Below are 11,877 nucleotides of genomic sequence, written 5' to 3'. Positions count from 1 at the left end.
ATAGATGAAAGACATACTCAAAAGGAGGTCATCTGTATGAGTCAAAAAATCCTTTGTGAAGTCAATAACTGTTCCTATTGGAATGCTGGAAACCGCTGTGGTGCAGATGCAATATATGTCGTCAGCCACACAGGAAATACGGCTGAGAAAAGTGAAGAAACGGATTGTAAAACGTTTAAACCACAAGACCTTTAAGTCTCATTAAAGGAGGCGCTTCAATTTGAAACACGATCGGCTGCTTCAAACGTTTTTTGACGAAATTCATGACGCGGATGAAGCCGCATTCCACCAAGCCGCTCACTCCTTTTTAAATCTTTGGGATTATGAATATGGACATGCATCAAACATGCCAAGTGAAATTCATCAGTATATCGGACAGCTTGCTTTTGACAGCGAGCTGGTTGAAGAGTAAGAAAGAGCGGATCACCGCTCTTTCTTTTTTGTTCAGACAGGAAGGAAAAACTTTCTCTCACTATACCTAGATTATATTGGGGATGCAAAAGGTGATTCCTTCGTTTTTATCTCACAAAATCATGTTTTGTAAACACGTCGATTTTATCTGAAAACGAACGGAGCGCTTGGTAATCAACTTCCACGCCCATTCCTGGGGAGCGGGGCACCTCAATAAACCCATTTTCAACCTTAATTTCAGGAAAAATGATATCCTGCTCCCAAAATTTTGACGAAGCTGAAATATCACCGGGAATCGTAAATTGAGGAAGCGAAGCAAGTGCTACGTTCTGCGCTCGGGAAATACCTGTTTCAATCATCCCTCCGCACCATAATGGAATTTGATGCTCCTTACTGAACGTATGAATTTTAAGAGCCTCTGTCAATCCGCCAACTCGTGAAGGCTTCACATTAATAATTTGACAGCTGCCAAGCTCTACAGCTTTTCTAGCATCATCTAAAGAACAGATACTTTCATCTAAACAAATCGGCGTTTTTAAATGCTTTTGCAAATGGCGATGGTCCACAATATCATCTGCAGCTAAAGGCTGTTCAATCATTAATAAACGAATATCGTCGAGCTGCTTAAGCTTGCTAATATCTTTTAATTCATAAGCAGAGTTTGCATCTGCCATTAATGGCAGATCAGGAAAAGACTCTCTGATCTTTTGAAGAAGTCCAATATCTTGTCCTGGTTTAATTTTCACCTTCACCCGCTGATAGCCTTGGTCAACAAATTGCTGAATTTGCTCAAGCATATCGTCAATAGGGCCTAACCCCGCCACAACGCCAGATGGTATTTTATCTTTTGTACCGCCTAATACATCGCGTAAAGACTTATTCTCACGCTTCGCATAAATATCCCAAACAGCCGCTTCAATGCCTGCTTTCGCCATCCTATTGCCTTTAAAATGATACAGACTGTCAGGGATTTCTGAAGGATGTGTAAAGGTGCGCGTCAGCACGTTCGGGATAAAGAAAGCCCTCAGCATATGATAGCAAGTCTCAATTGTTTCTTCTGTATACCACGGAGAAGAAAAAGCAGAAACTTCTCCCCATCCAGTCAATCCTGTCTGATCTTTGACTTCAACAATAATAAACTCACGCTCTGAAATGGTTCCAAGACTTGTTGTAAATGGCTGTTTAAGCTTCATCGTGACATGATATAAAATTACTCGTTCAATTTGAATCATTTGAAAACCCCTTTGATCTGAGTCTGTGCCTTTGCAATTTATTCGACGCATTTCTTGGCAGCTCGTCCACAAAGTGAAAAGCTGCGGGCCATTTATATTTGGCTAAATGCGACCCACATAAAGCATAGAGCTCATTCTCCGGTATCTTATCATCTGTTACAAGGAAAGCAGCAGGTACCTCTCCCCATCTATCATCATACATACCCGTTACTCCGGCTTCCTTTACATGCGGATGTGTTAGCAGAACCGCTTCAATTTCCGCAGGATAAATATTTTCTCCGCCAGAAATAATTAAATCTGAACGGCGGTCAAGCACAAATAAGAACCCTTCCTCATCCACATAGCCAATATCGCCCGTTTTCAGCCAGCCCTCATCAAAGGCATCCGAGGTCGCTTCTTCACGGTAAAGGTATCCTTTCATCACATTTGCACCTTTCACCATAATTTCGCCATGCTCAAAAGGACGGCAAATGCGATCACCATCTTGAATTTTCAGCTCACACCCAAAAAGAGGTTTTCCCGCTGAACCAAGTTTCTCTACGCTAAATTCGGGCGCAAGGGTCACAATTTGTGAACAGGTTTCCGTCATCCCGTACGATTGAAAGACAGGAAAGCCCTTCTCTTTGCTTTCTTGGAGCATCGCATAAGGCGCAGGCCCTCCGCCTAATAAAAGACAGCGCAAAGAAGACGGACATTCTTCCAGTCTGCTTAATAAACGAGATAACATCGTCTGAACAACAGAAATCATCGTCACACGATGCCGTTCAATAGAATCCTTTACTTCATCAACATCAAACTTCTGATGAAGCACGACTGTCATCCCATATATCACAGACTTAAATAAAGCGGATAAGCCGCTAATATGAAAAAGAGGCAGGGAAATGAGCCAGCGGTCAACCTCTCTGAGACCCAGATTCAGTGCAGAGGAAACTGCACTATGAAAATGATTGCCAAACGTTTGCTCTACCCCTTTTGGACGTCCTGTAGTCCCAGATGTATACATGATGGTCGCTGTTTCATTCAAATCAAATTCGCTCTCGATCTTCTTGTCATGGCCTTGCCCTGGTTCAGGTAAAGTTTCCATTGTATAAACGGGTAAATCACCCTCATGGTCGCTTGCATAAATAGATTCCGTTAATAAAGCCGCTGCTTTTGCATCTTCTAGCTGATAGCGTCTTTCAGCTTTTGTCAGCTTATTATTCAATAGCACAATTTTTAACCCTAATAAAAAACAGGCATGTACAAGCATCACCATGTGAGGATGATTGTTCATCAAAAGGGCAACCGTTTCCCCTTTTTTCAATGATGCCTGTGCAAGTCTATTTGAAAGCTCGTCCACTTCATGAGCTAATTCGTGAAATGTCCACTCTTTCTCTTGATAAATAAGTGCGACTCGATCTGGCGTTAAATAGGCACGGTGCAGCAGCCAATTAGGTTGCTTCATCATGACACCTCCTTTTCGTAAAAGAAAACAGCTTAGTCTGATGCACTAAGCTGTTTTCATTAATATCATTGAATCAAGGGAAACGCGGGAACTGGCCGAAGTCCGGCTTGCGTTTTTCCTTAAAGGAATCGCGTCCTTCTTTTGCTTCATCTGTTGTGTAATAAAGAAGAGTCGCATCTCCTGCAAATTGCTGAATTCCAGCTAATCCATCTGTATCTGCGTTAAATGCAGCCTTCAAGAATCGTAAAGCAGTCGGGCTCTTTTCTAGCATCTCCTCACACCACTTCACGGTTTCCTCTTCAAGCTGATCTAATGGTACAACTGTGTTAACAAGTCCCATATCAAGCGCTTCTTGTGCATTGTATTGACGGCATAAGTACCAAATTTCTCTTGCTTTCTTATGACCAACAATACGTGCAAGGTAGCCTGAACCATAACCAGCATCAAAGCTGCCTACTTTTGGACCTGTTTGTCCAAAAATCGCATTATCTGCTGCAATCGTCAGGTCACACACAACGTGAAGAACGTGTCCTCCGCCAATCGCATACCCTGCCACCATTGCGATAACTGGTTTTGGAATGACACGAATCAAACGCTGTAAGTCTAATACATTTAGACGTGGAATTTGATCGTCTCCTACATAACCGCCATGGCCGCGAACTTTTTGATCTCCACCAGAACAGAATGCTTTTCCGCCAGCACCTGCAAGTACGATCACACCAACTTCTGAATGATCACGAGCTCGTGAAAATGCATCAATTAATTCACTAACAGTCTTTGGGGTAAACGCGTTATGTACGTGTGGACGATTAATCGTAATCTTTGCGATCCCATTGTACGTTTCATATAAAATTTCGTCATACTGACGCTCAGTTTGCCATTCAATAGCCATCAATATTTCCTCCTCTAATCTTGCGCTAAAATAAACTCACTTACTATTTTACCAAAAAAATGTGGTTGTTCCACATGAACTGTATGCCCAGCATGCTCCGCCAAAATGAATTGACTTCCTTTCAGCTCCTGCTGCATACGTTTCCCGATAAGGCAGAACTTTTCATCAAGCGTTCCGCAAATGAATAATACAGGCAAATGAATATGCTTTAATGCCTTCCAAACAGACGGCTGTGAACCTGTTCCAATTCCTTCTAAGCTGCGAGCCAGCCCAAGAGGATTGGCCTTCAGTCTTCCCTCTCTCAGCTCAGTCTGCCTTTCAGCTGATAAAGTTTTCTGCGAAGCAAACAAAGGAATGCTTTCCCAAAAATCCACAAACTTCACTAAGCCCTCATGTCTGATTTTTTGAGCGAGCTGATGATCATGCTTCAGTCTTGCCATCCGCTCTTTAAAAGTGCGTAGCCCTGGAGACGTACTCTCAAGGATCAATTTATTGACACGATCTGGATAACGAGCGGCAAATGATAAAGCAATACGTCCTCCCATAGAATATCCGAGAATATTCACTTTGTGAAGCTTTAATTGGTTTAAAATCTCTGCAAGATCTGCCAGCTGCTGAGACATTGTATATCTTCTCACACTTTCTGGCGAGTCCGTACGCCCATGTCCGAGCAAGCTGACCTGAATCAGTCTTGTATTCTCCAAATAAGCATTCAAGAACGTCCAAGACGCTGCACTTCCAGTGAAGCCGTGTAAGCATAGTGTGGCATTTGCTGCCGAAGGGTTCTGGTCCACCACTTCGTACGCTACCCCATCACGCATTCTTATGATGAGAGAAGGCATTCTTTTTTCACTTCTTCCAATATGTCATCCATCATTTGACGATGCTTGTCTACACGGGAATGACGATCTGTTTCAATTTCAATTAAATGAAGCCCAGGTTCATCGATGTGTGCCATATACACATCATGTAACTCTTGTTTCGATGCCGGTTTCGAATAGGTTCCCCCATATAACTTCGATGCATACTCAAAATTCAGTCCTGTCGGCGTACCGAAGAGCTTTTCATAATACGGTTCATCAGACGCCTGCGGAAGGAAAGAAAAGATACCTCCCCCATCATTGTTTATCAAAACAACTGTCAGCGGAATGTCCATCAGTTTAGCTGCAAGCAGACCGTTCATATCATGGTAAAATGATAAATCTCCAATGACTAAAGTAACTGGCTGCTTTAAAGCTGCATACGTGCCAAGTGCTGTGGATACAACGCCGTCAATGCCATTTGCTCCGCGATTCGCCATCATTCGAAAAGGCTTGGACTGAGTTTCAAAAAATGTATCTACATCACGAATTGGCATACTATTTCCGATAAAAAGGACACTCTCCTTTGGCAAGAGGTGCTGAAGCTGACGGTACACATTCCCCTCGAAGGACAAATCCTCATCTGAAAAGCGGGCTGCATGCGTTCTAAATGAAGAATTAGCATTCTGCCAGCGTTTTAAGAAACTTGTCTCCTCACGTTTTTCTGCTTGATTTAATGCTGCTTCTACAAAAGCAGAGACAGTACTTTCAATGACGTATGAAGCACTTAACCCAGGATCACGAAAACCTCCGGCTGCATCTACAACAATCTGCTTCACTTCCGCATGTTTTTCCAGCCACTTGAATAAGGGCTTAGACACAGGCATCGGGCCAAAACGAATAATCATATCCGGTAATAGATGCTGTTGCAATGCTTCATCTTTCAATAAAGAATCATAAGCATCGATAATTAGCTCTTTATTCTCATGCCCGTTGCGCAAAAGAGAAAGCGGGTCAGCTAAAATAGGAAAATGCAGGGCTTTCGAAAGGCGTAAAACTGCCTCTTTTTCTTCCTGTGTATGAAGTTCACCAGCCACAATCATTCCCTTTTTAGATTGGTTCAAGGCAGTCACGATTTCAGACATCACTCGATCATTTGGGAAAGCCTGACCTGATGCTAATACCTTTTTCGTGTCTGATTCTTCTCGCGCGAAAGGATCAATAGACAGATCAGGAAGCAATGGTTCTCTCAGAGGTACATTGACCTGAACAGGCCCCTTTGGCTCCTGCATCGACATGTGATTTGCTCTCGCAGCTGCCGTCTGAACATAACGCAGCATCGTTTGACTTTCCTCTGGCAACGCTAAGTCTGTGAACCATTTAACAAACTTACCGAATAAGAATTGCTGATCAATCGCTTGAGGTGCCCCAACTTCTCTCAATTCGTGCGGCCGATCAGCAGTTAAAACAATAAGAGGTACACGAGAATAATGCGCCTCTACAATGGCTGGGTAAAAGTTAGCAGCTGCCGTACCTGATGTACAAATAAGCAGCACTGGCGATTGACTTGCTTTTGCAAGACCAAGCGCATAAAAAGCAGCAGACCGTTCGTCCACTAAAACATGGACATGGATGTCCTGATGAGCAAGGGCCAGCATTGCAAGCGGAGTTGAACGAGAACCAGGACAGACTACTGCCTCTTTCACACCACCTTGGACAAATTCATCCATCAATCTGCCTATATATGTTGTCATGATGTGATTATTCAATAGGATGACCTCCAAGAGCAGACAGCATTGGTCTTAACTTCACTTGTGTTTCCTCATACTCCTGCTTTGCAAGGGAATCCTCTACAATTCCGCAGCCAGCGAATAAACGAACATGATCTTCCTCAATAAGACCAGACCGAATGGCTACAGCAAATTCTCCATTATCCTGAGAATCAATCCAGCCTACCGGCGCTGCATACCAGCCGCGCTTGAGCGGTTCGATTTCACGAATCACTTCAACCGCCTTTTCCTTAGGATATCCGCCTAGTGCCGGCGTCGGATGAAGCTGCTCAATTAATGAAAAGAGGGAACAGCTGCTTTTGATTTCTCCCACAATCGGTGTAAACAAATGCTGAATGTTTTTTGTTTTATAAAGACTTGGTTGATTTGGTTTATGCACGTGAAGGCAATTCGCTTCAAATGCTTGCTCAATCATATTGACGACAATTTGATGCTCAATCAAATTCTTCTCATCATGCAGCAGTTCCTCGCCTAATGCGTGATCCTCCGCTTCATCTTTTCCGCGAACAATGGAACCTGCTAAACAGGATGAAAAGACCTCTCCGCCGCTTTTTTTCACTAAGCGCTCCGGCGTGGCTCCGACAAATGCTTGTCTTCCTTGTTCAACCGCAAATACATAACTCGTTGTTTGATGCTTTAATAATTCTGCTAATAGTGGAGCGAGTTCAATTTGATTTTTATAGTGAAGCAAGACTTCTCTTGCTAAAACAACCTTTTCATATTCATTTGCACGAATGTGGTCTGTCGCTTCTTGGATCGCCTTCATCCATTCCTTCACATCCAGCTCTTCCATATGAACAAGTTCAGCTTGTCCACCAGTCCGTACTGGCAATGTCTCGAAACGAGAGGCTTTTTGTTCTAATTCCTGAATAAGCTGATGAACATTCCCGTCCACCTGCTTCCACTCATTGATCGTAAGAAAACTGCCTTCTTTTGAGACAGTCAGCATGATCGATGGCACGAAAAAATGAGCCTCGCCAAATGCTTCCCAATGACGCGCCTTCTCTTCATACGGATCAAACGAAAATCCTCCAAATAAAAGCGGACCAACAGCCGCTTGCTTTAACTCCTTCTCATCATGAAAATGGAACATGTGCTGCTTGAGCTGTTCCCATTCTTGATGGATTATATCGAATCGTTCCTTGCCTTGCTCAGATGATTTAATGACGGCCGCTCTGCCAAGTCCAGAAAATATCATTTGGCTTTCTGGATCAGACCAAAAAAACCGCTCGCCTAAAAAATCCGCTTCGCCGCTTTGGAAAAAGGCAAGAGGATCCAGATCGTCAACTCTTCTGGAGTAGCTTATCAAAACAGCATGGTTGACGTTATTCGCTTCTTCTAATGTCGCAAGCGCTTCCTGCCGGAAAGTACTTTGCACTGTTGTCACCATGATACATTCCTCCAAAACCCATGAAATAACATAAAAAAATAAAACCATAATGAAAAAATACATGAACATTCGAATATGTCGAATGACCTGCTTTTCTATTATAAACCTTAACAGATGAACTTAGTAAAGAAAACAGCTTTTAAAACCTCGAATCCTTATTATATCACGCTTTCAAGATTTTTTCGCTCCTGCTTATTGAAACGAGAGCATCTAAGGTAAAATGGCCGGACCTCGTTCGAAAATCAAGTTTCCTTCGATATGGCAACGATTAGCAAACATCTTTTTCCCGTTTCATCGCATCAATATATTGACACCTTTTTGAACTTTGCTAAACTGGAATTTGGACGTGTACGTATTTTTTTATTTAAAGGAGTATATTTTATGCAGCATCATTCGATATCAGATCAGCTTTCACCAATTAAGCCTGATAAAAACTGGCGAATTTGGTGGAATTTACTACGACCGCATACACTAACAGCGGCATTTATTCCCGTTACTTTAGGAACTGTTTTAGCACTTCCAAGTGGTCAAATACATGTTGGGCTATTTTTAGCCATGCTATTTGCATCTATGTTTATCCAAATCGCAACAAACATGTTTAATGAGTACTTTGATTATGTTCGCGGGCTCGACAACGAGAAATCTGTCGGCATCGGCGGAGCCATTGTAAGAAACGGTGTGAAGCCAAAGACAGTTCTCAGCCTCGCTTATGCACTATTTGCGCTTTCTTTATTACTTGGGGTATATATTTGCATGATGTCTAGCTGGTGGATTGCACTAATAGGACTTATTTGTATGGCAGCAGGCTATTTCTATACTGGCGGGCCTGTACCAATTGCATATACACCATTTGGAGAACTTGTTTCAGGTGCTTTTATGGGATTAGGAATCATCCTGATTAGTTTCTATATCCAAACAGGCACACTGACGTCTAAAGCTGTTCTCGTCTCACTACCAATTTCTATTTTAGTTGGTGCCATTTTACTGTCGAACAATATCCGTGATTTAGACGGAGATAAGGAAAATGGACGAAGAACACTTGCCATTCTTGCTGGACGTAAAGCTGCAGTGAACATTTTACTTTCTATGTTTTTGGTATCATATGTACTCATTTTTGTTTATATCTTCACAGATATCGTCGGTCTTTGGAGTCTTCTTGTTTTACTCAGTGTGCCAAAAGCCTATACAGCCATTAAAGAGTTTAAGCAAAAAGAAAAACCGATTGAATTAATGAATGCCATGAAGTCTACAGCTCAAACCAATACATTTTTTGGTTTTCTGCTGACGATCGCTTTGATCTTACAATACTATATCGCGTAACAAAAAACGCCTGCAGCCGCAGGCGTTTTTTTAATAAGGAATTGCTTCAAATTGGAACTAGTCTTACATACAAAATTGCTCATACTAACAATATGTTTGATATGAAAGGATGATCGCTTTGTTGTCTAAAGACGAATTACATCATTTGAAGCAGCGCCTTCTCGATGAAAAGAAAGAACTTGAAGCCAAAAGCCATGACGATGAACAGAAAGTATCCTTTCCTTACGATTCGATCGGTGAATTGTCTGCCTATGATAACCACCCGGGTGATCAAGGGACAGAGCTATTCGAGCGTGGGAAAGATATTGCTTTAAACAGTTTGGAACATGAACATATGTTAGACATCAATGAAGCACTTCAAGCCATTGCAGACGGCTCTTATGGTCTGTGCAAAGTCTGTAAAGCCCCTATTCCAAAGGAACGCTTAGAAGCCTTGCCTACTGCCGTCACATGCACAGAGCATTCAAAAGAACAGACCGTTTCACAAAACCGTCCGATTGAAGAGGATTTATTAAGTCCGCCAGCGGGACAATTTGAAAATGAAGAAAGTGCTGCGTACGATGGAGAGGATGCCTACCAAGACGTAGAACGCTACGGAAATTCTGAAACCCCGTCTGATATGGAATTCCCTCCTCTGACATACGATGATGTGTATACACAATCAGAAGATGAAGATTATGTGGAGGACTACGAAGGATTCGCAGCTGCTGATATAGAAGGAAAAGCCAGCAAGGTGTATCCGAACAAAGCACACGAGGCCTATGAAGATGCATTAGACGAAGAAGGTGTCATGACGGTATTTGGTGACTTGAAACCGTACGAGGAAGAACCTTATACAGAAGAAAATCATTAGTCCCCTCATATTGGGGGCTTTATGTTTATATCATGTAATTATTGGGAAATCATTTTAAGAGTGAATTTGATTGGAGGAGATTCTTGATGGCTAGAAAAAGTATCATTTGGGCGATTGTTGTCTTCTTTATTACATACGCACTATTCTCTATTGCCGGATTCTTGTTCCCCATCGACAGAGAATGGTATGACGCATTGAATAAACCAGAATGGACGCCTGGTGGCGGTGTGATTGGTGCTGTGTGGGCTGTCTTATTTGCACTCATCTCATTGTCCGCAGCGATCATTTATGGAAAATATGGATTCCAAAAAATCACTTTACCATTTTGGATTCTTTTCCTTTTAAATTATGTTTTCAATCAAGCCTTTAGCTTTTTTCAATTTACACAAAAGGATTTGTTTGTAGCTACAATCGACTGCCTTCTCGTCGCACTGACAGCACTTGCACTTGTCATCGTCTCACGTAAACTAAGCAAAGTCGTTCCAATTTTACTGATTCCTTATGTCTTATGGGGCTTCTTTGCCACATACTTGTCTTATACGATCTATTCCATGAATATGTAAAAAAAAAGACCGCCATGATGCGGTCTTTCGTTTTGGAGAAAATAAAAAAGAGATCTTTGACAAGATCTCTTTTAAAAATGACCCGTACGGGATTCGAACCCGTGTTACCGCCGTGAAAGGGCGGTGTCTTAACCGCTTGACCAACGGGCCAGATCAATGGCGGAGAAGGAGGGATTTGAACCCTCGCGCCGCTTACGCGACCTACACCCTTAGCAGGGGCGCCTCTTCAGCCACTTGAGTACTTCTCCATTTGGCTCCGCAGGTAGGATTCGAACCTACGACCGATCGGTTAACAGCCGATAGCTCTACCACTGAGCTACTGCGGAAGATCATGGTGGGCCTGAGTGGACTCGAACCACCGACCTCACGCTTATCAGGCGTGCGCTCTAACCAGCTGAGCTACAGGCCCATGAACAGATATACAAATGGAGCGGGTGATGGGAATCGAACCCACGACATCAGCTTGGAAGGCTGAGGTTTTACCACTAAACTACACCCGCAAAAATATGTATGGGGCGATTGATGGGAATCGAACCCACGAGTGCCAGAGCCACAATCTGGTGCGTTAACCACTTCGCCACAACCGCCATACTATGAATATTTTTATAAAAGTGGCTCGGGACGGAATCGAACCGCCGACACACGGATTTTCAGTCCGTTGCTCTACCAACTGAGCTACCGAGCCAAGTATTCTTTTGAAAAATGGCGGTCCGGACGGGACTCGAACCCGCGACCTCCTGCGTGACAGGCAGGCATTCTAACCAACTGAACTACCGGACCATTTTGGTTGCGGGGGCAGGATTTGAACCTGCGACCTTCGGGTTATGAGCCCGACGAGCTACCGAACTGCTCCACCCCGCGATGATATGGGTTTTAAAAAATATGGCGGAGGAAGAGGGATTCGAACCCCCGCGGGCTTTGACACCCCTGTCGGTTTTCAAGACCGATCCCTTCAGCCGGACTTGGGTATTCCTCCGTATAGATGGTGGACCTTGTAGGACTCGAACCTACGACCGGACGGTTATGAGCCGTCTGCTCTAACCAACTGAGCTAAAGGTCCTTTATAGCGGCGGAGGGGATCGAACCCCCGACCTCACGGGTATGAACCGTACGCTCTAGCCAGCTGAGCTACACCGCCATGATCAAAATAATCTTTTAAAAAGTGGAGCCTAGCGGGATCGA

11 protein-coding genes and 12 tRNA genes are annotated in these 11,877 nt (G+C 43.3%); 5 read left to right on the top strand and 18 right to left on the bottom strand.

Annotation, left to right across the window (positions count from 1 at the left end; translation table 11 throughout):
• Nucleotides 1-36: 36 nt before the first annotated feature.
• Nucleotides 37-195 carry a DUF1540 domain-containing protein gene (locus AWT60_RS07050; RefSeq protein ID WP_008360682.1) on the top strand — a complete coding sequence of 53 codons (159 nt, stop codon included), beginning with the start codon at nt 37-39 and terminating at the stop codon, nt 193-195.
• A gap of 25 nt (nt 196-220) precedes the next feature.
• The gene (locus AWT60_RS07045) at nt 221-412 is read left to right on the top strand and encodes a hypothetical protein (RefSeq protein ID WP_076839341.1); all 192 of its coding nucleotides are present in this window, start codon (nt 221-223) and stop codon (nt 410-412) included.
• Between the two features lie 106 nt (nt 413-518).
• On the opposite strand, the gene menC is transcribed toward AWT60_RS07045, so the two are convergent.
• From menC to AWT60_RS07015, 6 genes are all read right to left on the bottom strand, one after another.
• A complete protein-coding gene (menC, locus tag AWT60_RS07040) occupies nt 519-1,643 on the bottom strand; it encodes an o-succinylbenzoate synthase (RefSeq protein WP_024425781.1) in 1,125 nt (374 codons plus the stop codon).
• On the bottom strand, nt 1,630-3,090 hold the full coding sequence (locus AWT60_RS07035; protein WP_076839342.1) for an o-succinylbenzoate--CoA ligase: 1,461 nt from the start codon (nt 3,088-3,090) through the stop codon (nt 1,630-1,632). The genes menC and AWT60_RS07035 overlap by 14 nt, the downstream gene beginning before the upstream one ends.
• 70 nt (nt 3,091-3,160) lie before the next feature.
• Nucleotides 3,161-3,979 (bottom strand): 1,4-dihydroxy-2-naphthoyl-CoA synthase, encoded by an 819-nt coding sequence (gene menB / locus AWT60_RS07030; RefSeq protein ID WP_041107389.1) that lies wholly within the window; start codon nt 3,977-3,979, stop codon nt 3,161-3,163.
• A gap of 14 nt (nt 3,980-3,993) precedes the next feature.
• Nucleotides 3,994-4,821 carry a 2-succinyl-6-hydroxy-2,4-cyclohexadiene-1-carboxylate synthase gene (gene menH / locus AWT60_RS07025; RefSeq protein WP_076839344.1) on the bottom strand — a complete coding sequence of 276 codons (828 nt, stop codon included), beginning with the start codon at nt 4,819-4,821 and terminating at the stop codon, nt 3,994-3,996.
• Nucleotides 4,803-6,548 carry a 2-succinyl-5-enolpyruvyl-6-hydroxy-3-cyclohexene-1-carboxylic-acid synthase gene (gene menD / locus AWT60_RS07020; protein WP_218677078.1) on the bottom strand — a complete coding sequence of 582 codons (1,746 nt, stop codon included), beginning with the start codon at nt 6,546-6,548 and terminating at the stop codon, nt 4,803-4,805. The genes menH and menD overlap by 19 nt, the downstream gene beginning before the upstream one ends.
• Nucleotides 6,541-7,959 (bottom strand): isochorismate synthase, encoded by a 1,419-nt coding sequence (locus AWT60_RS07015; protein ID WP_076839347.1) that lies wholly within the window; start codon nt 7,957-7,959, stop codon nt 6,541-6,543. Before AWT60_RS07015 ends, menD begins: the two co-directional genes overlap by 8 nt.
• A 381-nt stretch (nt 7,960-8,340) precedes the next feature.
• Here AWT60_RS07015 and AWT60_RS07010 point away from each other — a divergent pair, with 381 nt between their 5' ends.
• From AWT60_RS07010 to AWT60_RS07000, 3 genes are all read left to right on the top strand, one after another.
• Nucleotides 8,341-9,279: a 1,4-dihydroxy-2-naphthoate polyprenyltransferase gene (locus AWT60_RS07010; protein ID WP_076839349.1), complete on the top strand. Its 939-nt coding sequence runs from the start codon at nt 8,341-8,343 to the stop codon at nt 9,277-9,279.
• A 118-nt stretch (nt 9,280-9,397) separates the two neighbouring features.
• Complete coding sequence (locus AWT60_RS07005; protein ID WP_076839350.1) at nt 9,398-10,132, top strand: TraR/DksA C4-type zinc finger protein; 735 nt, start codon at nt 9,398-9,400, stop codon at nt 10,130-10,132.
• 86 nt (nt 10,133-10,218) lie between these two features.
• On the top strand, nt 10,219-10,695 hold the full coding sequence (locus tag AWT60_RS07000; protein WP_024424942.1) for a TspO/MBR family protein: 477 nt from the start codon (nt 10,219-10,221) through the stop codon (nt 10,693-10,695).
• Between the two features lie 78 nt (nt 10,696-10,773).
• Here the strand turns inward: AWT60_RS07000 and AWT60_RS06995 are convergent.
• The 12 genes from AWT60_RS06995 to AWT60_RS06940 all read right to left on the bottom strand — a co-directional run bounded on the left by AWT60_RS06995 (nt 10,774) and on the right by AWT60_RS06940 (nt 11,833).
• A tRNA-Glu gene (locus tag AWT60_RS06995) sits at nt 10,774-10,845 on the bottom strand.
• Between the two features lie 7 nt (nt 10,846-10,852).
• Nucleotides 10,853-10,943, bottom strand: a tRNA-Ser gene (locus AWT60_RS06990).
• A 3-nt stretch (nt 10,944-10,946) separates the two neighbouring features.
• Nucleotides 10,947-11,021 (bottom strand) — tRNA-Asn (locus AWT60_RS06985).
• A gap of 6 nt (nt 11,022-11,027) precedes the next feature.
• Nucleotides 11,028-11,104 (bottom strand) — tRNA-Ile (locus AWT60_RS06980).
• Between the two features lie 17 nt (nt 11,105-11,121).
• Nucleotides 11,122-11,195: transfer RNA gene (locus tag AWT60_RS06975), tRNA-Gly, on the bottom strand.
• A gap of 11 nt (nt 11,196-11,206) precedes the next feature.
• Nucleotides 11,207-11,282 (bottom strand) — tRNA-His (locus tag AWT60_RS06970).
• 25 nt (nt 11,283-11,307) lie between these two features.
• Nucleotides 11,308-11,380 (bottom strand) — tRNA-Phe (locus AWT60_RS06965).
• An 18-nt stretch (nt 11,381-11,398) separates the two neighbouring features.
• Nucleotides 11,399-11,475, bottom strand: a tRNA-Asp gene (locus tag AWT60_RS06960).
• Nucleotides 11,476-11,479: 4 nt separating this feature from the next.
• Nucleotides 11,480-11,556 (bottom strand) — tRNA-Met (locus AWT60_RS06955).
• A 22-nt stretch (nt 11,557-11,578) separates the two neighbouring features.
• Nucleotides 11,579-11,671: transfer RNA gene (locus tag AWT60_RS06950), tRNA-Ser, on the bottom strand.
• Between the two features lie 7 nt (nt 11,672-11,678).
• Nucleotides 11,679-11,755, bottom strand: a tRNA-Ile gene (locus AWT60_RS06945).
• A gap of 4 nt (nt 11,756-11,759) precedes the next feature.
• A tRNA-Met gene (locus AWT60_RS06940) sits at nt 11,760-11,833 on the bottom strand.
• Nucleotides 11,834-11,877: the final 44 nt, after the last annotated feature.

Origin of the sequence: Bacillus sp. F2HM (genome assembly GCF_019266135.1) — a bacterium.
GTDB lineage: Bacteria > Bacillota > Bacilli > Bacillales > Bacillaceae > Bacillus > Bacillus safensis.
The sequence above is the reverse complement of the archived record's forward strand: the minus strand, read 5'-3'. Positions and strand labels throughout refer to the sequence as shown.